Source organism: Psychrobacter sp. Sarcosine-3u-12 (assembly GCF_002836005.1).
GTDB classification, from domain to species: Bacteria; Pseudomonadota; Gammaproteobacteria; order Pseudomonadales; family Moraxellaceae; genus Psychrobacter; species Psychrobacter okhotskensis.
On record NZ_PJBY01000110.1, the window covers coordinates 81,783 to 102,297 of the forward strand.

The following is a 20,515-nucleotide window of genomic DNA, read 5'->3' on the forward strand; positions in this document are numbered from 1 at the left end:
CGAAATTATTAAGCAGACCACTTATTCCTGCCATTGCTCAAGCGTAAACTTAGTATCTAAATGCTTCTCTAACGCAGGGATGTTAAAAGCATCATCTTCACTAACGAAGCTAATACTGATACCAGTCTGTCCAGCGCGTCCCGTACGACCAATGCGGTGTACATAATCATCTGGCTGATCAGGCAAGGTATAATTGACCACGTGGCTGATATCATCGACATGAATACCGCGCCCTGCGACATCGGTGGCAACCAAGATAGAAGCGTGACCATCTTTAAAACGCTGTAAGTATTTTTCGCGTTTTTGCTGAATGACATCGCCTGACAACATCACAATTTTATGTCCCTGACGAAGCTTATGATATAGACGCTTGACTTGATCTTTGCGATTGGCAAAGACAATCACTTTATCGACAGCGCTATCACTAATAATACGCTGCAATGCCGCTAGTTTTTGATCTTCTGTCAATAAATAAAAGTGCTGATCGACCAACTCACTGGTTTTATGCTCAGGCTCAATTTCAACAAATTGCGGCTCATGTAACCAACGATAGGCCAAGTTCATCACATCTTGGTTAAAAGTGGCTGAGAATAACAAGCTTTGGCGATCGGTGTTCGAAGGCATCCGACCAACCAAGCGCTTGATATCCGGAATAAAACCCATATCCAGCATGCGATCTGCTTCATCTAGCACCAGCACTTCTACTCGATCCAGATAGACCATGCCCTTATTGGCAAGATCAATTAGACGACCGGGCGTCGCTACTAAAATATCGACATCTTGACGCTCAAGCTCATGCTGCTGGGTCTCATAATTGGTGCCACCCATAATACAAACGCTGTGTAGCGAGGTGTATTTGGTCAAAGCGATACAATCATCAAATATTTGCTGTGCAAGCTCGCGGGTTGGTGCCATAACCACTGCGCGCGGCTCACCTAGATAGCGCTCTTCATCACTGGTAAAAGGACGCTTGAGTAATGCCTCCATAATGGTCAACAAAAACGTTGCCGTCTTACCGGTGCCAGTTTGTGCCTGTCCGATAGCGTCTTGATTTGCCAAGGTATGCGGTAATATTTGTGCTTGGATAGGCGTCAGTTCAGTAAAACCTAAATCACTTACCGCGCGCAAGGTCAGTGCAGAGAGTGGTAAATCAGTAAACGCTGTAAAATTACTCAAAAAATCATCCTTTTGTATGAATCGCTTGTATTTTTCAATCAATGATAGGCTTATGCCAAGACTCAGCCTAGCTGTATATCGCTACCAATATAAGTACGCCTCTAAAAGTTGTACATTGATAAGCATAAAAAAAGCCAAGCACAACGCCTACTCTCACCAATCATGCTGAATGAAAATCAACATAGGTAAGATAAGACGGGCTTGACTCGGTAGTATATCAGTAGTTTATCCAGACATTATAACTAAACTGTGCTAATGACTGTATCGACTATTCTTCTACTTTTCTGACTTCTTCAGCTTGAAGACCTTTGTCGCCTTCGACCACGCTGAACTCAACCTTTTCGCCATCTTTTAGAGAGCGATAACCATCACCTTGGATCGCGCGGAAATGGACAAAAATATCTTCTCCGCTATCACGTTGAATGAAACCAAAGCCTTTTGAGTCATTAAACCACTTAACGATACCTTGCTCACGAGCTGACATAATATTACTTCCTAAAAAAGTCACTTAGCCCCAAATTCCTTTGCAACATTGCATATAAACGGGGTCTAAGATTGAGAAATCAGAATTAAACGCTATGACGCAACATACATTCGTATAGACAGACAAGATGAATGCTTATCTTAACTATGTTGAATGTACTGTTTTGCTATACCTTTTACTCATACCAAAATAGCTTTTGTACTCATCATCGTTTATGTTAGATGCTTCATTATAAAAACTTATAATGGTAGTAGTAACAAATTCGCAATATAGATTGCTTAAAAAATATCATAGCACGGGTTTTTAGCAACATAAAGACTTTTAACACGGTTTTTAAAACTTAGCTTGATTTTTGATGTAATTTTTTTATAACCTTGCTGACAAGCTGTTATCATAATGCGATAAGAGGGGTTTTATGGCACAGCTTTTTCTGTATTAACCCTACTTATTTAGCAGTAACGCATCAATCATCCGTAGCCTTCAATAGCGATAGAGAGCATTATGACCACCCCTTCTCAATCAGCAGCGCCAGTAGCACACGTTGACCAATCAGTAAAAACAACCTTGACCCAAAGATTATTATTGATTAATGGCGTCAATCTCAATTTACTGGGCAAGCGTGAGCCGGAGATTTATGGCCATACGACGCTGGCAGATATTGAGCAGGGCCTCATTGAGCGCGCGGCAAACTACGGTGTTGAGCTGATTTGCATACAGTCAAACCATGAAGGCAAGCTGGTCGATGAGATTCAACACTATGGGCTTTTAGCAGAGTCAGCAGCGCAAGTAGATGCCATCATTATCAATCCTGCAGCGTTCACTCACACCTCGGTCGCAATCCGTGATGCGTTATCGGCCACGCAAAAGCCATTTATCGAGGTGCACTTGTCTAATGTACACGCTCGCGAAGCTTTCCGGCAGCATTCTTACTTTAGTGATATTGCAGTCGGTGTCATTTGTGGCTTAGGACATAGAGGTTATCAGATGGCTTTAGATTATTGGCTAGCTAATACCTATAAGATAAACCTAAATGATTAGGGCGTGTTGAACATTCGATCATGGCACTGACAGAGACTGTTTTTTAGGCGATTCAAAGATAAAAATAGTAAGTTTAGTCATTCTAAGCGTCTCTTTTTATCAAAGAATCAGCAAAAAATAGCCCTGTCCTTTTAGGCTGATGCTAAAATATATTGAGAAAGTCATACAGAAAGAAAAAACTCATTCGCGCAAGACAACCTTATCTTTAGCACACTAGTCAAACAGCAATTACTTGCTTAAAATAATAAAATTACGGTTTGGTAAATAAACCTCTACATGGTGATATGAATGGCAAAATCGTCCGGAAAACGCTTTATGAAACTGGCTGGCATGACAGCGAGTATTGCCGGCAAAGCCGCTAAAAACTCATTAAGGCACCTATCAAGTGACGAAGAAAAACGTCTGCAGGCACGCTCAGAATTGATGCAAGACGTGGGTATTCAAATAGCCGAAACGCTTGGTGAAATGAAGGGCGCGGTGATGAAAGTGGGACAAATTGCCTCACAATATAAGGACGTATTTCCACCTGAGGTTGCGACCGCTTTAGAAAAGTTGCAAAAAGATGCACCGCCCATGCCTTATGCGCAGATACGGGCACAAATAGAACGTGAGCTCAAAGCTCCTGTCGATCAACTGTTTACGATGTTTGAAGAAACACCCTTTGCCGCCGCTTCCATTGGACAAGTACACAGGGCTATTCTACCCTCTGGGCAAAAAGTCGTGGTCAAAGTACAGTACCCCGATGTCGATGAAAACTGTGATAGTGACCTCAAACAAGTGCGCATGGCGCTAAAAATCGCTGGCGTCTTGAATATGAGCAAACAATTGCAGGAGCAGCTCTTTAACGAGATTCGTCAAAGCCTGCATGATGAGTTGGACTATGTCAAAGAAGCTCACAACCTACAGGTATTCGGTGCTTTTCATACTGATGACCAAGGACTTATTATCCCCAAAGTCATTAACAGCCACTCTACCAGACGGGTTTTGACATTGACTGAGGAGATTGGAGAGACGCTGACCGTCGCCGCGACGTGGAATAATGAGATCAAACAGAAAATCGCCAAACGACTGTTTCACTTTACTGCAGGTCAACTGTTTGGCTTATACCGGATGCACTGTGACCCCCATCCCGGTAATTTTGCGTTTCGTCATGATGGCAGTGTCGTAGCCTATGATTTTGGCGGTATTCGCAGCTATAGTCATAGTGAGGTTCAATTGTTTCGCCGCTTCGCGCAGCATGCCGTCAAAGGTGATGTGACCGCACTAGAGCAAGACTTAATCGCTCTTGATATTCGCCGTGAGGATGATAAAAATGTGCCGGGTGAATTCTATGAAAAGTGGCTGGCTATTGGTATGAAGCCGCTATCCATTGCACCTTATCAAGAAGGGGCTTTTGATTTTGGCAGCAGTCAAGTTCATCATGAAGCCATCAGCCAAATGCGCACCTCATTAAAATACTTCGGGCAATTTCAACCTTCAGCCACGACGATGATGCTAGATCGTACCGTGTCAGGACAATATTGGAACCTAGTCAATTTGGGTGTTGAAATAGACCTGTCACCACTGGTCGCTGAGTATATAACCAACTAGGGCGTGTCCTCATTTTAAAAATGGTGATACAAATGAGGTAAATTGCCGTCAAACAAGGAAAATAGTGCAGATAATATCGATGTATTACCTAGCTATTTGACGATGTTTGGCAAGATTTAACCATTTTTAGCCCATTTAGATTGCTATCGGTTGAATTGAGGACACGCCCTAGCCTCTAGCCTACATAGAAAAATAAAGACTAGTGAACATTACACATGCAGTGCATGGCCGCAGCGGTCGCAAAAAACAGCACTCACGGCATGACCAAATTTTCCGCAGTTTGGACACGTAATGGGGTTAAGCTGTGGACGCATATTTCGAGCAAGCTCAGAAGTAAAAATGCCCGTTGGTACCGCAATGATTGAATAACCCGTAATCATGACCATACTCGCAATCGCTTGACCCAACGGAGTTTTAGGTGACATATCGCCATACCCTACCGTAGTCATCGTAACAACCGCCCAATAGATAGACAGTGGAATACTCGTAAAGCCATTTTCAGGCCCCTCTACCACGTAGATAATCGAGCCGAAAATCGTAACCAATAATACCAGCGATAAGAAAAATACCGTAATTTTTTGCTGGCTGGTTTTGAGTGCCGAGGCCAAAAAACCTGCTTGTTGCATGTAAGCTTTGAGCTTGAGTACGCGAAAGATACGTAAAATACGCAAAACACGTATAACCAACAGATACTGCACGCCTACAAACAATAAACTTAAGTAACTGGGTAATACGGATAGTAGATCCACTACCCCAAAAAAGCTAAAGGCATAACGAAAGCGGTTGGGCGCTGAAAACCAGCGCAATGCATACTCAATGGTAAATAAAATCGTAAAAAACCATTCTGCATAAAAAAACAGCGTGCCATATTGCAAACGCATATATAGCACGCTGTCCAGCATTACCACCCCAACACTGGCCAAAATGGCTATCAACAATACAACATCGAACAGCTTACCCATGCGGGTATCTGTGCCTTCGATAATAATATGAATGCGGTTACGCAGGTGAGTAATAGCTTCGTTAGTTGGTTGCTTCATAGAGTCAATAGAGTCACAAGATCAATGGTTTAAAAAAACCGAACGATTTAGGCTAGCATGGACAAGCTAAGATTGGTCAAAACGCGTAAAAGTGGTTTATAATATCCCACACCTTATGACTATCAATAGTTATTATCAAGGTTCGATAAGTGACGATATAGGCAGCCATAACGCAAAAAATAATAGTGTAGCAAAAAAGCACTGCTAACGACATACAAATCGTTAACTTGCAGGTAAGTCAATTACCTCAAAAAACAGCTCAATCATATAATAAAAACCGCTTACGAAGTATCAAATATTATCATTCATAGTCTTTTTATTCACACCATAAAAACCACGTAAAACTTTAAGGATGTCATATGGCAGGCCATTCAAAATGGGCAAATATTAAACACCGTAAAGCGCGTCAAGATGCGGTAAAAGGCAAAGTATTTACCAAGATTATTCGTGAAATTGTCTCAGCTGCCAAGCAAGGCGACCCTGACCCTGATAAAAACCCACGCTTACGTGCTGTTATCGAAAAAGCATTGTCAGTCAATATGACTAGGGACACTATCAATCGTGCAGTAGCTCGCGGTACGGGTGGCGATGACAATGACAATATGGATGAAGTGAGCTATGAAGGCTATGGCGTTGGCGGTGTGGCAGTATTAGTCGAAACCATGACTGATAACCTTAACCGAACCGTCAGCGAAGTACGCCATGCCTTTACTAAGAATGACGGTAATCTTGGCACCTCTGGCTCAGTGGCTTATCTCTTTACTAAGCGCGGTGAAATCACCTTCAATGACACAAGCTTAGAAGACGAAGTAATGTTGGTCGCTCTAGATGCTGGTGCGCTTGATATCGAAAATGATGGCGACAGCTTGCTGGTCATTACCGAATGGGAAACTTTCGGTCAAGTCAAAGATGCGCTTAATGCTGCAGGTCTGGTCTCTGACAACGCGGAAGTAACCATGTCGCCGTCAACTACTGCTGAGATAGACAATGTGGATGATGCCGAAAAAGTCATGAAGATGATTGATATGCTAGAAGACATCGATGACGTGCAAGAAGTTTATAGCAATGTGAACTTCTCAGATGAGGTAATGGCGCAACTTGAGCAATAGTTCGGGTTGAGAATATCAAATAAAAAGGCCAAACGTTTTTTAATGTTTGGCCTTTTTTTAGTGACGAGTGATAAGCACTTATTTTAGACTAAGCCTTGCAAGTGACCCCTTCAAGCGCTAACAAATATTCTTTCTTATCCAGCCCACCCGTATAACCACCAAGCTTACCATCGCTAGCAATGACGCGATGACAAGGAACGATGATGCTAAAAGGATTCCTACCATTGGCATTGGCCACCGCGCGAAAGCCTTTGGGATTATCCACATTTCGTGCCAGCGTTGCATAGCTGATAGTTGCGCCATGATCGATGTTTTGTAATGCCCGCCATACTCGTTGCTGAAATGGCGTGCCCAAAGACAGATCTAATGCTAAGTCAAACGCTTGACGCTCACCCTTAAAGTACTCATCCAACTGCTTTATAGTCTCTAATAGTAGCGCTTGAGCCGGTTCATTTTCGCTTAGCTTATCCTCATTGATAAACGTAAAGCTCTTATCAACAAGGCCATAGTGCTTTTTAAGTTTGGGAATGGATTTTGAGCTATGCCAAGCGTCACCCGTCTGCTGCCAGTTGACTTCAACCAGTTTAGGGCTGCTATGCTCATTGACGCTGGCAATTAACGTTAACTGGTTAGATCCAAAAGCTGCTTCGGTGACTATCATGGTTTTCCCCTGTTAAATCATTACGTTTTTAAGGCTCTATCATTGACCATCGACTCAAACAAACTATCGAGTACTACTCTTTATCGTCGGTTTCGAACAAGGCTGCGACAAACTGCTTTGGACTAAAAGCGCGTAAGTCATCAATCGACTCACCAACGCCAATATAACGAATCGGCACGTCTGTGGTTTCGGCAATATTAAAGACCACGCCACCTTTGGCCGTTCCATCTAACTTAGTAATCGTAATACCCGTTAATGGGACGACTTTGTTAAAGAGTTCTACTTGATTGATCGCATTTTGACCCGTGCCAGCATCGAGAACAATCATGCCTTCGTGCGGTGCGCTTGGATCAGCTTTACGCATGACGCGTACAACTTTTTCTAGCTCCGCCATGAGATGCGTTTTGTTTTGCAAACGTCCAGCAGTATCGGCGATCAGTACATCGATATTTTTTGCTTTGGCAGATTGCATGGCATCAAAGATCACAGAGGCACTATCAGAGCCATGACCCTGCGCCACGACTGGAATATTATTGCGCTCACCCCAGATTTGTAGCTGCTCGGTTGCGGCAGCACGGAATGTATCACCAGCTGCGAGCATGACAGATTTGCCCTCGCCTTGTAAGCGCTTGGCAAGTTTACCAATCGTCGTCGTTTTACCGACCCCATTGACGCCCACTACTAAAATTACAAAGGGTTTTTTGCTGGTATCAATCACCAGTGGCGCGACTTTTGGCGTTAAGATATCAACCAGTTCCGTTTGCAACGCTTTATACAATGAATGGGCATAAATTAAGTCACCACGGTCTGTCTGCTCAGTGAGACTTTTGATGATACGGTTGGTCGCGTTGACACCGATATCGGCGACCAATAGCTGATCTTCGACTTCTTCTAACAGCTCATCATCGATCTCTTTGCCACCGATCAGGATACTGACCATCCCTTCGGCTAAGTTCTTCCGTGATTTACTCAGCCCCGTTTTCATACGGTTAAACCAGCTGCCTTTTTTCTTATTATCCTGCTGTTCTTGTGAGTCTTCTGGCAATGGCGACGGCTTTTCTGCTTGTTGTACTTTATTAGTTTCTGGGCTTACGCTTGCTGTATCTCCCAATTGCTCTTGTAATGGCATGGTTGGAATGGTTGAAATGGTTGAAGCCGTATTAGTCTTGCTGTTAGCTTGTGTTTCCTTGGCACGCGAAAAACTTTCAGAGGAACTTTTAGGTACGTTATGCTCCTCTGTCATGACAATCGGCGTGGCTAAAGCGATACTCTCAGCAGCATGGGCGCTTGAGACGTCTTTGTTTGTCGTCGTTTCTTGCTCTGTGGCCTTATCATTATTCACTGCATTGTCATTATTTGCCGCATTGTCATGATGCTTATCGGTCATCCCAGCATCATCTAACGGTTTGGTTGGTACGATATCCTCATCAACGATGGGCATAGATTGCACCGGTAGGCTGGGTAAGGTAATATCATCGTCATCTAAATCATCAAGACCACCTTCAAGGTTAATGACCACACGATTGCTATTGTTTGGGTTATTCATAAGCTTGCCCTAAAAGTTATCATTATTAGTAAGATGTTTATTTTAAAATCGGTCAGTATATCGTCCGTTTTCTATCATTCAAATGATAGATTATTTTTAGCCTAGTTTAGCATAATTCAAGTTGCTCTCAGCCTTTACCATCCTAGACCGAGGTTAAATGCTAGAATTCATTAGATGAGATGAATGGTTGAGAAAGTTTAGCTTAAGGTTTGGACACAAAAATCTGACCTTCAATATGCGTAACTTCGCCTACTCTTAGCGAGCTTTATTCAATAACTTCATATTAGGAATCACCTATGTCATCGCTATCAGATTATTATAAAAAAATTGCCAATATCAGTGCGGCTCTATTAATAACCACCATCGCGCTGTCAGCGACTGGCTGTAACACCACGCAAGAGTTTAAGCCGACGGCTAGCGTGATGGTTGGCGCGCATAAATCGCTGTAACGCCAGCACTGTCGATTACTATATTTAGCATGCATACATTCAGCCATCTTTTTATATAAGTAGAACCTACCATGTCCTCGACCTTACCCTTACCTGCTAGCTTCTTACGCCTTGCCTGCGCTTTGGCGATAGCAACTACCCTTGCCGCTTGTCAGACTAACAGCGTTGGCACTACTTCGTCAGCGGATGGAAACGCGCTTGTCCAAAGCCCAGACAGCAAGGAATCCCAGCCATCGTCAGCATTGTTTATGGATATGTCAGGTCGGCATGAGTATCAGTTAGCAAACGGTCTAAAGATCGTGGTAAAAGAAGACCACCGCGCACCCGTCGCCATGACCCAGATTTGGTATCGAGTAGGCTCGACAGATGAGCCGCTTGATAAAGGCGGCATCTCGCATTTGCTAGAGCATATGATGTTCAAAGGTACCTCTACTGTATCAAGTGACGACTATGAACGCCTAATCGCCAAATTTGGGGGCGTTAACAATGCCTTTACCAGTTATGACTATACGGGTTATTACGAGCTATTCCCAGCCAACCGTATGCCACTGGCGCTAGAGCTTGAAGCCGATCGAATGAAAAACTTAATCTTTGATGACAAAGAATTTACCAAAGAGCACCAAGTGGTCATGGAGGAGCGACGCCAACGTACTGATGACAACCCACTTGCCAAAGCTTATGAATCATTTCGATTGTTGGCGCTACCTGATAGCCCAAAAGGCGAATCTGTCATTGGCCCTATGAGTGAGCTTGAATCCATTACGCTCCCAGAGCTAAAAGAGTGGTACAAGACTTGGTACGCACCCAACAATGCAACCTTGGTGATAGTTGGCGATGTTGACCCAACAGAAGTGTTGGCGCAAGTCAAACGCTACTTCGGTGAGCTAAAACCAAGCAATCTGCCCAAACGACCTGCTGTCAGTCAAAAGGGCTTCCGGGGTTATCAGCAAGTTGAGTCTGAACAAGTGGTACAAGTACCGGTTTTGCTGATGGGTTATAACGTGCCCAGTCTCGTCACTGCCGGCACAGCCAATGAAAAACAAGCTTACGCGTTATCGTTGGCACAAGACGTATTGGATGGTGGTCTGTCTGCTCGCTTAGAGAGCCGACTGATACGCGAACAAGGCCTGCTCACCACAGTTGGCACCTCTTATGACTTGCTCGATCGCGGTGATGGACTGTTTTTAATTCAAGCGACGCCGCGTGAAGGTGTCAGCTTAGAACAAGCGCAGCAAGCCATAATTTCTGAAATAGAAAAGCTCAAAACCGATCCTATTGCTGCTGACGAAATCAGTCGCGCCAAAACCAATACGGTCACTGGATTGGTCTATGCGCAAGATAGCATGGAGGGTCAGGCGCGCATGATTGGCTCGCTACAGTCTATCGGTCTCGATGACAGGCTGCTTGCTGAATTACCAGCCAAGCTCGATGGTGTCAAAATCTCTGATATTCAAGCGGCCAGTAAAAAGTACTTGGTCAAAGATAATTTGACCGTCATGCATGTGATACCGCCGACAGAGCAAGCCTCCGAAGAAAAAGCATCTACAAAGCAAATAAGTCAAAAAACGGTAAGCAAAAATCAATAATAACAACGTGCTGTCAATATTTTCACTGATAAGACAATGCTAAAGACCTTATTAATAAGAAGAAAGCCATGACTCAGACTACTTTTCTCATGAATATAAAAAGAAGCCCTTTAATGTCATTAGTAAAGCGCGAATTTAAACCTCATTTCGAACCTGGGTTTAAGCAGCGTTCCTACTTGAGCCTAAGTATATTATTAGGTTTGACGATATTGACGACCACCGCTCAGGCAGATACCACTGGTAGCGAAGACTTTCGTACGCCATCATCTGCCGTTGATATAAATGCACCAATAGCCGCACTATCAACACTCACAAGTGTCGCTGATGCCAAGCCATTAAAAGTCACAGTGCCAACCATTCAACCGTTCAAAACCAAATCTGGCGTTCCTGTGCTTTTTGTACGCACCACCGCCCTGCCCATTGTTGATATTGATTTACGCTTTAATGCAGGTAGTGCCCGAGATGGCAGCATACGCAAAGCCGGTTTTGGCATTGCCAATATGACCGCTACGATGTTGGAACAAGGCTCTAAAAGCTTAGATGAAAATGAGTTCACCCGCGCTGTTGAAACCTTGGGAGTGAATTTGAGCAGTAGCGCCTATAAAGATATGTTTATCGTCTCGCTACGCAGCTTATCCGATGACAAACATCTACTGCCTGCCGTCGACTTGATGACTCAAATGCTGAATGAGCCAGCGTTTGATGCAGATATCCTAGCTCGTAACAAAGCGCGGTTATTGGTCGGTTTGCAGCAGCAAAAACAAGACCCCAATAGCCTTGCGAGTATTGCTTTTAATGAAGCTTTATATGGCGACCACCCTTACGCCCACCCTTCCGTTGGCACACTCGACAGTGTACCGACTATTGAAAGAAAAGAATTAATCGACTTCAAAAATCGCTATTTGGTTGCGGCAAATGCTTCTATCGCGATGACAGGCAATCTGACTTTAAGCCAAGCCAAAAAACTTGCTGACAATATCACTGCTGACTTGCCGGTCGGTCAAGCCGCGACAACGCTACCTGAGCCCAAACCACTGACAAAAGCGCAGCATATTCACATTCCTTTTCCCAGCACCCAAACGACCGTACTAATGGGACAACTGGGCGATAAACGCGCCACCGATGCTATCGCACAGCAGAAGCAAACTAACTTTGCCGTGGGTAACGAAGTGCTGGCAGGAAGTGACTTTAATGCGCGGCTGATGACTGAAATCAGACAAAACCTTGGCTATACCTATGGTATTTCAGGCTCAATGAGTCCGATGCTAGCGCGCGGCCCTTACCAGATTGGTTTTTCGACGCGCAATGATAAAGCGCGCGCTGCTATTGATGCCAGCTTAGACGTCATCAATGATACTTTGGATAATGGTATTACTAGCACTGAGATGCGCTTGACGACCGACAATTTAAAGAACAGTTTTCCGATGGGCTTTGCCAGCAACGCCGGTATCAATAGCTTATTGGGAATGATGAATTTTTATCAATTGCCCAATAATTATCTGACCAATTATGTGAGCCGTATTGAGCAAGTACGATTACCAGAGGTCAATGAAACCATGCGCGATACGCTCAAACCTGATAACTTTTTGATTGTCACTGTTGGACAAGAGGATCCTTGGAAGGCCGATAAATAGTGATTATTAATAATAATGAAGATCAAAAAAAGCACTTATAAAAGTGCTTTTAGACAAATTATTAAAGATAGCTATTGGCAGTAACTATTGAAAGTAACTATATGAAATACAAGAAGAATAGACAATAGAAAAATAAAGGATGACGTTACAAGTACTAACTATTATGTAAAGTCGTCAGCTTAGGTTACGTTAGCTAGTGATGGTGATGTTTACGTCATAGCTTAAGCGCGTGGGTTTGTGAGTTGCCCCGACATAATTTAAGCGAATCACATGTTTATCATAAGATTGAACTTGATAAGGACCATTGGCAAAGTTATGCATGGTTGGGACAATTAATAACGTCTCGATTTGATCGCTATTAATATTAATATCGATGCTTTGACCTGCTTCTGGGTATAAATAATAGTCACAATAATCTGATATCAAGACCTCAGCCGTACGGACGATAGTGTCATCATCGACGTTTTTTTGCAGCAGTTTTGGACATATATCAGGACGTTTAGCGGCGAGAAGCGCATAAGAATTTCTGATATTTTCTTCGATATCTTCTGCATCCGAAGCATTTGCATTGGGCAAGCTATTTTCAGAAGCAGGGTCTGGACTGCAAGCACTAACACACAGAAGAGACAGCAACACTGAGCAACATAGCCCTGTATACATTGAGGTTGAGCGCAAAGTGCTTTTTTTAGGTCTGTCTGATTGACTCAATCTTTCTACTGCTGAGTACCGCTTTTTCATAAATCCCGCTTACAGCAAACGATGGTGTATTATTTTTGACATAATACACCATCGTTTGTTGCAATAGAAAATGGTTTATATACGTATGAGTATAACTGGATAATTATATTCGTTTTTACGATAATATCGGCTTTATCAATAGCGACAGGAAGAGCTGCTGCTGGCATGATTAAAGCCCCATTTGCGGTATCCATCAGTATCCAAATGGATAGCGCCTGTGGAATACAACCCCAACCCAAAGTTATGAGACTGACCTTGATATTGCCAGAACTGACATAAACCATCTTGCATGGTGCTGAGCAGCCATAAATTGTCTTCGTACTCAGGCACCCAAATATCTATAGCGCCTGCGGTCATATGTTTGCTGCTACTTGCCCCGCCAGCACAGTCATTGAGTCCAGGACTGCGATATACCGAGCGTATCTCAGTACTAGCGGGTAAAATACCTTGGTTTTTTAGCTCACTATACAGGCGCAATGTGGGCACGACATTGGCCCATAACTCTTGCGGCGGCAGCTGATAAGGCTCATAGCCACATTTATCCCAACTGCGTGCCGTCGTGAGTAATTGAGACAAGGGCGGTACATTACGAGCACCCACTCGCGCATTTAAATAGCGTTGATAGTCGGCAACTTGGCTCGCTCGGTAGCTATTGCTGTTTAGCCAGCCGTTAAAATCTATACTGGTAAAATTATTATAAGTATTATTACTGGTACTGTAAGTAGAGGGATAGGTGGTACTGTAGCTAGGCGCGTGTCTATTGATGTTGACGCGTTTGTTCTCTTCAATGGATACACTGGCATCAAAATTGAAATCGCGTTGTTTTTGCTGAATCAAGCCCTGCATGCTATCGCCAGTCACCACATTTGCGCCACTTAGCCTTGCTCCACTTAACATAGTAACACCAGAGTTATATGTCGCATTAGTAGAAGGCTTGATATAGGGATTACTGCTACTATTATCGCTACTATTGCCATGACGGACTTGAATGCGGCGCTCACTGCTGTCGCTCACGATAGCCGCATGAACGCTGATACTACTGGCACAAACCAATAAGGCAATAATAGGCTTGTGAATCTGCCCATAGACATGGTTTTTTTTATTGATCATTGCAAGAAACACCCGCTAAAAACGTTTTACCGATACTATCAAATTTTTAGCAAGCAGGCTAAACTATCGCATCTAATTCTTAGCGACCTATTCGTAATTAACACTTATCCTTATAATCTTCATAGTTACGTGACTTTATTACTAATGTGTTACTTTATTGGTTAGCATCTATTAGAATGAATACCTTATATTTATTGATTAATCATTTGTTTGTGTCAAATCAGACTTCTCTTTTACGCCAATTGCCAGCCACATTTTGCCTATGTCTTCTAATCCGCAATACCGTTTTTCCCGTCAGAGCCACCATTTAGGTCAGGGTCATGCACCGACGCTATGGCAACGTATTCATATTGACCCATGGTTGACTCTGCTTTTATTGACGGTTTGTTGTATTGGTTTAACGATTTTATATAGTGCTTCGACCCAAGATGGGAGCATGGTCATACGCCAGATGATTAGCTACGGGGTAGCGTTTGCCGTCATGTTTACCATGGCTCAGATACCGCCCAGCATTTATCGTAGCTTTACGCCTGTTTTTTACGTTCTAGGACTCGTACTATTAGTATTGGTAGATATTATTGGCGAGGTGCGCATGGGTGCACAGCGCTGGATTAACCTGCCAGGATTTGGCAGCGTGCAGCCTTCAGAATTTATGAAACTTGGCATGCCGATGATGTGCGCTTGGTTTTTGTCTAAGCGCGATCTACCTCCTTCAGCCTCAAGTATCGCCATTACATTAGCGTTGATTATCGTTCCGGTGCTATTGATTGCCAAAGAACCTGATTTGGGTACTTCGCTGCTGGTCGCGGCCAGCGGCATTTTTGTGCTTTTTTTAGCAGGTCTGTCATGGCGAATGATTTCAGGAGCGGCCATCTTAGCGATACCGCTTATCGCCATCGCTTGGAATTTTTTGTTACATGACTATCAGCGAACCCGAGTATTGACATTGCTCAACCCGGAAGCGGATGTGCAAGGTGCTGGCTGGAATATTATTCAGTCCAAAACCGCCATTGGCGCAGGGGGGCTGACGGGTAAAGGCTATTTGGAAGGCACACAGTCGCATCTACATTTCTTACCAGAAGGCCATACTGACTTTATTATTGCCGCGTTTTCTGAAGAATTCGGTCTGTTGGGCGTTATGTTATTGATGTTCGTGTATGCCTGTCTACTCACACGCGCCTTATATATTGCTTTTACCCATCCCGATGTTTATAGCAGACTATTGGCAGGCGCGGTCGCCATGTCGTTTTTTGTCTATGTGTTCGTCAACGTCGGTATGGTTGGCGGTATTTTACCTGTTGTTGGCGTTCCTCTACCTTTCGTTAGCTATGGCGGCACGGCAATCGTCACTTTGATGGCAGGCTTTGGGTTATTAATGTCCATTCATACCCATAAATCTAACTAGAGCATGGCTTTAATCTTAATATGAGATAATGAAAAAATACTATGTCGGTAACAGCTAAAAAGGCGCTATTTTATGGCGTCTTTTTTTAAAGCCTACATGAAACTTTGGACTTGGAATGTCTGTATAAACACGCCATACGTGACTCTTGAAAGTATCAAAAACGCAAACTATAGCGACTTATTAATTAAAAAATAGCAGCCTTAATATCCAAAAATTAGAATATTAAGATAGAATTTAAGCAGTTTTTAGGAGCTAATAATTCGTTTTATTTGTAATTAATGCTACATATTCTTTGATATTACCCATCATTTATCATAGCCACATCCTACCTTAAACTACTGATATAGTTAGAAAAAATATATTTATACTACAGCTTTTTTCCTCTAAAACTCCCCCTATTGTTACTCTACACTGATAGGTTTTAATCCTTGTTTTTTACAAATAATTGCGTTAACCTCGTTTTATTGTGTTTTGCTACATAACCCGTACAGAGCTACTAACAAACTTAGCATTTAATTATATTTTAGTTATAGCTCATCCGTATAGTTAGCAAATCCGAGATTTCAGACTTTCAAATCGACTACTTAGTTAACGCTTTAATAACAAAGTAATACGTAATACACTTTAAAACGTTTATTAATTTAGCAATACATGGAAGTTTGTTTATCGGATATGATAAATGTCGGTACTGACCATTGAAACTTTAGTTATTTAACTATGAGAGTCGGTACTTAATTAATGTTGTTAACTATCATTTGAGCACATCGTAAACGTTTCAGTCATTTACTACTGCAACGCATTTATGATAACAAAATGAAAATTATCATATGTTAGACCCTATAAAAGCCATCTTTTGCATCAATCGTGATTAGAATAACCGATTGATATATAGGCTTTAGAGCTTGCGACACGATTAGATTGGTCTAAGTCTGTCACACTCGATCTAAGATTTTTAGAGTTAGGTTTTAATGTATAAGTTATAGAGGTATTTATGAATAAGCGTTTATCTGGTTTACTTACAATGTCAGTATGTCTATTTGCTGGCTCTGCAGTCGCATCTAATGCCAATGCGGTAGAAGCAAAAACCACCCTTGCAATGATTTCGCAAGATAACGCCTCCCATATCGACCGTGTCCTCGGTGAGCTTAGTCGTCAACATGACGGTGCTTCAAGCTTGGTTAAGTCTGCCCGTCAGCCTACCTCATTAGCACTTAGCAGCTCACTATTAGCGAGCGATACCGCTCAAGTAAGCAATGACGAAGACGTGCTAGAGCGTTTAACAGCAGTCGCGTCTAACTCAGTGAGCAAATTTAAGCAAACCGGTTTGGCATCTTGGTACGGCCGTAAATTTCATGGTCGCAAAACGGCCAGTGGTGATACTTTTGATATGAATGCCCTGACAGCGGCTCATCGTTCACTACCATTAAATTGCTATGTCAAAGTCACCAATAAGACCAATGGCAAAAGCGTCGTGGTAAAAGTCAATGATCGCGGTCCATTCCACGGTAACCGAGTAATGGATTTGTCTTATGGTGCTGCTAAGCAACTAGGTATCACTAGCAAAGGGGTTGGTAACGTCTCGATTGAACGTGTTTCAGGACCCTAGTTCTAAACCTACATTTTTATAACTAAAGTTATAGCTAAAACGAAAAAAGCGCCTAACCACAATGAGTTAGGCGCTTTTTTATGTCTGACATTTATCTTTTTTAATATAAAGCTATAAGCCTATCGCTTACAACTCAAACGCACTTTCGATAGCATCGTCGAGACGTTCAACGGCAATCACATTAATGCCTTTAAATTGAGGAGAATCCTTCGCAGGTGCGTTAGCTTTAGGAATAATAGCGTGCTTGAAACCATGCTTCATCGCTTCTTTCAATCGTTCTTGACCGTTAGGTACAGGGCGTATCTCTCCAGACAAGCCTACTTCACCGAACACGGCTAAGGATGAAGGCAAGGGCTTTTCTTTGATACTTGAAGCACAAGCCAATAATACAGCCAAATCAGACCCTGTCTCTATGACCTTGACGCCGCCAACCACGTTGACATACACGTCTTGTCCACTGGTATGAATACCGCCGTGACGATGCATGACGGCCAGCAGCATGGATAAGCGTTGAAAATCTAGCCCCAGCGCCATACGTCTAGGTTGACCTTGCGAATCATCAACCAACGCCTGTACCTCGACCAATAGCGGTCTCGTACCCTCACGACTGACCATAACGACCGATCCAGCCACGGGCTTATCATAACGGCTCAAAAATATCGCTGACGGATTGGCGACTTCTTTCAGTCCCATATCGGTCATACCAAAAATACCGAGCTCGTTAACCGCACCAAAACGATTTTTGACGGCGCGAATCATCCGAAAGCGGGAGTCCGACTGTCCCTCAAAATACAATACCGTATCAACCATATGCTCAAGCACGCGTGGCCCTGCGAGCGTACCTTCTTTGGTCACATGCCCCACTAAAAATAGCGCAGTGCCCGTCTGCTTGGCATACCGTGTCAAAATAGCCGCAGATTCTCGAATTTGACTGACGCCGCCCGGTGCAGAATTGATGGCATCTGTATAAATAGTCTGAATAGAGTCAATAATAGCAATGGCTGGCTGCTCTTGAGTTAAAGCCGCACAAATAGTCTCGACGTTGGTCTCGGCCAATACCCGAAGTCTGTCAGCAGGCAGATCCAAACGTTTGGCACGCATAGCAACCTGAGCCAGTGACTCCTCGCCGGTCACATAAAGCGCACTACCTGCCAGCGAATCAGCACGAGCCATATTGGTCGCTGTTTGCAATAAGATAGTCGACTTACCAATACCGGGGTCGCCGCCTATTAATACGACAGATCCAGCAACCAATCCACCGCCAAGCACACGATCAAACTCGCTAATGCCAGTGGGCAAGCGCGTATCTAGGCCGACGCTGACAGCATTAAGCGGCATGACCGCACTATGAGTGCCTGCATAGTTGCCAGCGGGTGCACCTGTACTACGAGACACCGCTCGACTAGCATTAGGCTTAGCAGTATTCTTATTATGATGCGGCATACTGACGTTTGGCGCTTCAACCAAGCTGTTCCATTCCCCGCAATCCGTACACTGCCCTGCCCATTTGCCAAAATGCGCCCCGCAATGCTGACAGACATAACTGCTTTTATTTTTTGCCATAATGTATGAGCCTTATACAGACGATCAATAATAAAATATCAGAATACTTTTTTAAGTGTTTATATGAGAATAATTGTATGAAGAAGCCGTTAAGATGACAGGCTGTGTAGCAGGGATAATAACGAATAGGGTATGAATTATGGTCGTTGACACAAAAGATAGCTGAGACTTTATGCCAACTTATAAAAACAGAAACGAACGTGAATAGTGGTTAACTTACTGATTTATACCTGAAAATCTTTACCTAGGTACACAGATTTCACCAATTCATTATCTAAAACATCGCAAGCTGTACCTTCAGCAATAATGGCACCTTCTGAGACGATATAAGCTTTTTCACAAATAGCGAGCGTGTCGCGGACATTATGATCCGTGATTAGTACGCCAATACCACGATTTTTTAGCGTTAATATCACATCTTTAATATCACCAACAGAGATAGGATCAACGCCCGCAAAAGGCTCATCGAGCAAGATAAACTTCGGATCAGCTGCTAGGGCACGGGCAATCTCGCAACGGCGACGCTCACCGCCCGATACACTCATTCCCAAAGATTTGCGTACATGTCCTAGATTGAATTCACCGATTAGTTTTTCAAGCTCTTGGCGCTGCTCATTGGCCGTCAATTCTGTACGCGTTTGTAAAATAGCTAAGATATTGTCTTCAATAGACAGTTTGCGGAAGATAGAGGCTTCTTGCGGCAAATAGCCAATACCAGCACGAGCACGCTCATGCATGGCATATTTGGATAAATCCATGTTGCCTAAGCTGACGCTGCCTTTATCCATGTTAACCAGTCCGACGACCATATAAAAACTGGTGGTTTTACCGGCACCATTAGGGCCTAATAATCCAACCACTTGACCTTGATCAACAGAAAACGAGACATCTTTGACGACCCAACGTTTGCCATAGCGCTTACCTAAGTTCTTCATACACAAGCGCGCGACAGGCTCAGCGTTGATGGTTGGGGCTAAAGGGTCAAGATTTTGGTTATCACTCATAACTTACTCATAGTGTTATCGAAATTTAAGCGCTGCTACAGACTGGTTTGTACAACTTAGCGTACACCGCTCTGGCTATTACTGTTGCTGGGCGGGAAAACCAACTCCACGCGCTGATTGCCGCCAGCAGTCGCTTCTACATCACCCGCCTTTAAGCTATAACGAATGACATTACCTGCGAAACTGGCACCATTTTGTACAAGCTTTGCATTGCCAGTCAACGTGATAATACCAGTGATGGCATTATAATCAATTTTATTGGCCTGACCTTTCGCCACACCTTTTTCTTGGGTAACTACTTGTTGCATAGTGGCTGGACGACCGGTCGCTACTGCAGAGTTGATACTACGACCCTGTGATAAGTTGACCGTAATATTATCTGCGGTCATCTTAAACGTACCTTGAGTAATAACCACACCACCAGAATAACTCGTGACGCCGGTACGTTCACTATACGTGGCTTTATCTGCCAACAGCTTGATCTGTTGGTTGGCGTCTGATGGCAGCGCATGACTGTATAGTGGTAACGCTAGCAACATCATGACCGATAGCGTGCGCAGACGAGGAGAGACTTGAATCGAGCGGGTCGATAATAAGCGCAAAGTAGGCAAAAATTTAGATTTCATAAATATTACTCGTTTTATTATTAGTAGTAGTAGTAGGATTTGCAAACTTTATGCTAACGATAGTCAATTCTATATTAATCGGACACGGTCTCAGGTTATTAGAGTCACTCGGCGTACTATAGATAGCACTTTCGCTCATCTGTCCTGTCT

General features: G+C 43.4%; 17 protein-coding genes and 1 pseudogene. 8 read left to right on the top strand and 10 right to left on the bottom strand.

Annotated elements, in window-relative coordinates:
* Window positions 1–21 precede the first annotated feature (21 nt).
* On the bottom strand, window positions 22–1,176 hold the full coding sequence (locus CXF65_RS13870; protein ID WP_101212650.1) for a DEAD/DEAH box helicase: 1,155 nt from the start codon (window positions 1,174–1,176) through the stop codon (window positions 22–24).
* A gap of 268 nt (window positions 1,177–1,444) precedes the next feature.
* On the bottom strand, window positions 1,445–1,660 hold the full coding sequence (locus CXF65_RS13875) for a cold-shock protein (protein WP_011513806.1): 216 nt from the start codon (window positions 1,658–1,660) through the stop codon (window positions 1,445–1,447).
* 501 nt (window positions 1,661–2,161) lie between these two features.
* On the opposite strand from CXF65_RS13875, the gene aroQ reads away from it, so the two are divergent.
* Together aroQ and CXF65_RS13885 are read left to right on the top strand one after the other, a co-directional pair.
* Window positions 2,162–2,698 (top strand): type II 3-dehydroquinate dehydratase, encoded by a 537-nt coding sequence (gene aroQ / locus CXF65_RS13880; protein WP_025651226.1) that lies wholly within the window; start codon window positions 2,162–2,164, stop codon window positions 2,696–2,698.
* 288 nt (window positions 2,699–2,986) lie between these two features.
* The gene (locus CXF65_RS13885; protein WP_025651227.1) at window positions 2,987–4,288 is read left to right on the top strand and encodes an ABC1 kinase family protein; all 1,302 of its coding nucleotides are present in this window, start codon (window positions 2,987–2,989) and stop codon (window positions 4,286–4,288) included.
* A gap of 209 nt (window positions 4,289–4,497) precedes the next feature.
* Here the strand turns inward: CXF65_RS13885 and CXF65_RS13890 are convergent, their stop codons facing one another.
* Window positions 4,498–5,328: an ion transporter gene (locus CXF65_RS13890; RefSeq protein WP_025651228.1), complete on the bottom strand. Its 831-nt coding sequence runs from the start codon at window positions 5,326–5,328 to the stop codon at window positions 4,498–4,500.
* Window positions 5,329–5,687: 359 nt separating this feature from the next.
* Between CXF65_RS13890 and CXF65_RS13895 the strand changes: the two genes are divergently transcribed.
* The gene (locus tag CXF65_RS13895; RefSeq protein ID WP_025651229.1) at window positions 5,688–6,437 is read left to right on the top strand and encodes a YebC/PmpR family DNA-binding transcriptional regulator; all 750 of its coding nucleotides are present in this window, start codon (window positions 5,688–5,690) and stop codon (window positions 6,435–6,437) included.
* Window positions 6,438–6,525: 88 nt separating this feature from the next.
* Here the strand turns inward: CXF65_RS13895 and CXF65_RS13900 are convergent, their stop codons facing one another.
* A complete protein-coding gene (locus CXF65_RS13900) occupies window positions 6,526–7,098 on the bottom strand; it encodes a methylated-DNA--[protein]-cysteine S-methyltransferase (protein WP_101212651.1) in 573 nt (190 codons plus the stop codon).
* Window positions 7,099–7,171: 73 nt separating this feature from the next.
* Entirely contained in the window at window positions 7,172–8,227 is a 1,056-nt protein-coding gene (ftsY, locus tag CXF65_RS13905; RefSeq protein WP_374190021.1) for a signal recognition particle-docking protein FtsY, read from the bottom strand.
* A 713-nt stretch (window positions 8,228–8,940) separates the two neighbouring features.
* Between ftsY and CXF65_RS14970 the strand changes: the two genes are divergently transcribed.
* The 3 genes from CXF65_RS14970 to CXF65_RS13915 all read left to right on the top strand — a co-directional run bounded on the left by CXF65_RS14970 (window position 8,941) and on the right by CXF65_RS13915 (window position 12,313).
* A complete protein-coding gene (locus CXF65_RS14970; protein ID WP_156915594.1) occupies window positions 8,941–9,093 on the top strand; it encodes a hypothetical protein in 153 nt (50 codons plus the stop codon).
* A gap of 71 nt (window positions 9,094–9,164) precedes the next feature.
* Window positions 9,165–10,679, top strand: coding sequence for a M16 family metallopeptidase (locus CXF65_RS13910; protein WP_101212652.1), 1,515 nt, complete (start codon window positions 9,165–9,167; stop codon window positions 10,677–10,679).
* A gap of 68 nt (window positions 10,680–10,747) precedes the next feature.
* Window positions 10,748–12,313, top strand: coding sequence for a M16 family metallopeptidase (locus CXF65_RS13915; protein ID WP_101212653.1), 1,566 nt, complete (start codon window positions 10,748–10,750; stop codon window positions 12,311–12,313).
* A gap of 189 nt (window positions 12,314–12,502) precedes the next feature.
* On the opposite strand, the gene CXF65_RS13920 is transcribed toward CXF65_RS13915, so the two are convergent.
* Entirely contained in the window at window positions 12,503–13,051 is a 549-nt protein-coding gene (locus CXF65_RS13920) for a hypothetical protein (protein ID WP_101212654.1), read from the bottom strand.
* Between the two features lie 135 nt (window positions 13,052–13,186).
* Window positions 13,187–14,161: a D-Ala-D-Ala carboxypeptidase family metallohydrolase gene (locus CXF65_RS13925; protein ID WP_101212655.1), complete on the bottom strand. Its 975-nt coding sequence runs from the start codon at window positions 14,159–14,161 to the stop codon at window positions 13,187–13,189.
* 262 nt (window positions 14,162–14,423) lie between these two features.
* On the opposite strand from CXF65_RS13925, the gene rodA reads away from it, so the two are divergent.
* Entirely contained in the window at window positions 14,424–15,566 is a 1,143-nt protein-coding gene (gene rodA, locus CXF65_RS13930; protein WP_025651236.1) for a rod shape-determining protein RodA, read from the top strand.
* Window positions 15,567–16,830: 1,264 nt separating this feature from the next.
* Window positions 16,831–17,172: pseudogene (locus CXF65_RS15285) on the top strand (septal ring lytic transglycosylase RlpA family protein); the annotation flags it as partial.
* A gap of 126 nt (window positions 17,173–17,298) precedes the next feature.
* On the opposite strand, the gene radA reads toward CXF65_RS15285, so the two are convergent.
* The 3 genes from radA to lptA form a co-directional block, all read right to left on the bottom strand.
* Complete coding sequence (gene radA / locus CXF65_RS13940) at window positions 17,299–18,735, bottom strand: DNA repair protein RadA (protein WP_025651238.1); 1,437 nt, start codon at window positions 18,733–18,735, stop codon at window positions 17,299–17,301.
* A gap of 224 nt (window positions 18,736–18,959) precedes the next feature.
* Window positions 18,960–19,739, bottom strand: coding sequence for an LPS export ABC transporter ATP-binding protein (lptB, locus tag CXF65_RS13945; RefSeq protein WP_025651239.1), 780 nt, complete (start codon window positions 19,737–19,739; stop codon window positions 18,960–18,962).
* 56 nt (window positions 19,740–19,795) lie between these two features.
* Window positions 19,796–20,281 (bottom strand): lipopolysaccharide transport periplasmic protein LptA, encoded by a 486-nt coding sequence (gene lptA / locus CXF65_RS13950; RefSeq protein ID WP_173239370.1) that lies wholly within the window; start codon window positions 20,279–20,281, stop codon window positions 19,796–19,798.
* Between the last annotated feature and the right edge of the window lie 234 nt (window positions 20,282–20,515).

Bases quoted from the DNA above. Each gene is read 5' to 3' on its own strand.
- lptB (WP_025651239.1), bottom strand. From the start codon at position 19,739: ATGAGTGATAACCAAAATCTTGACCCTTTAGCCCCAACCATCAACGCT.
- CXF65_RS13890 (WP_025651228.1), bottom strand. From the start codon at position 5,328: ATGAAGCAACCAACTAACGAAGCTATTACTCACCTGCGTAACCGCATT.
- CXF65_RS13925 (WP_101212655.1), bottom strand. From the start codon at position 14,161: ATGATCAATAAAAAAAACCATGTCTATGGGCAGATTCACAAGCCTATT.
- rodA (WP_025651236.1), top strand. From the start codon at position 14,424: ATGTCTTCTAATCCGCAATACCGTTTTTCCCGTCAGAGCCACCATTTA.
- CXF65_RS13895 (WP_025651229.1), top strand. From the start codon at position 5,688: ATGGCAGGCCATTCAAAATGGGCAAATATTAAACACCGTAAAGCGCGT.
- lptA (WP_173239370.1), bottom strand. From the start codon at position 20,281: ATGATGTTGCTAGCGTTACCACTATACAGTCATGCGCTGCCATCAGAC.
- CXF65_RS13875 (WP_011513806.1), bottom strand. From the start codon at position 1,660: ATGTCAGCTCGTGAGCAAGGTATCGTTAAGTGGTTTAATGACTCAAAA.
- ftsY (WP_374190021.1), bottom strand. From the start codon at position 8,227: ATGCCATTACAAGAGCAATTGGGAGATACAGCAAGCGTAAGCCCAGAA.
- CXF65_RS13920 (WP_101212654.1), bottom strand. From the start codon at position 13,051: ATGAAAAAGCGGTACTCAGCAGTAGAAAGATTGAGTCAATCAGACAGA.
- radA (WP_025651238.1), bottom strand. From the start codon at position 18,735: ATGGCAAAAAATAAAAGCAGTTATGTCTGTCAGCATTGCGGGGCGCAT.
- CXF65_RS13885 (WP_025651227.1), top strand. From the start codon at position 2,987: ATGGCAAAATCGTCCGGAAAACGCTTTATGAAACTGGCTGGCATGACA.
- aroQ (WP_025651226.1), top strand. From the start codon at position 2,162: ATGACCACCCCTTCTCAATCAGCAGCGCCAGTAGCACACGTTGACCAA.
- CXF65_RS13900 (WP_101212651.1), bottom strand. From the start codon at position 7,098: ATGATAGTCACCGAAGCAGCTTTTGGATCTAACCAGTTAACGTTAATT.
- CXF65_RS13915 (WP_101212653.1), top strand. From the start codon at position 10,748: ATGACTCAGACTACTTTTCTCATGAATATAAAAAGAAGCCCTTTAATG.
- CXF65_RS13910 (WP_101212652.1), top strand. From the start codon at position 9,165: ATGTCCTCGACCTTACCCTTACCTGCTAGCTTCTTACGCCTTGCCTGC.
- CXF65_RS14970 (WP_156915594.1), top strand. From the start codon at position 8,941: ATGTCATCGCTATCAGATTATTATAAAAAAATTGCCAATATCAGTGCG.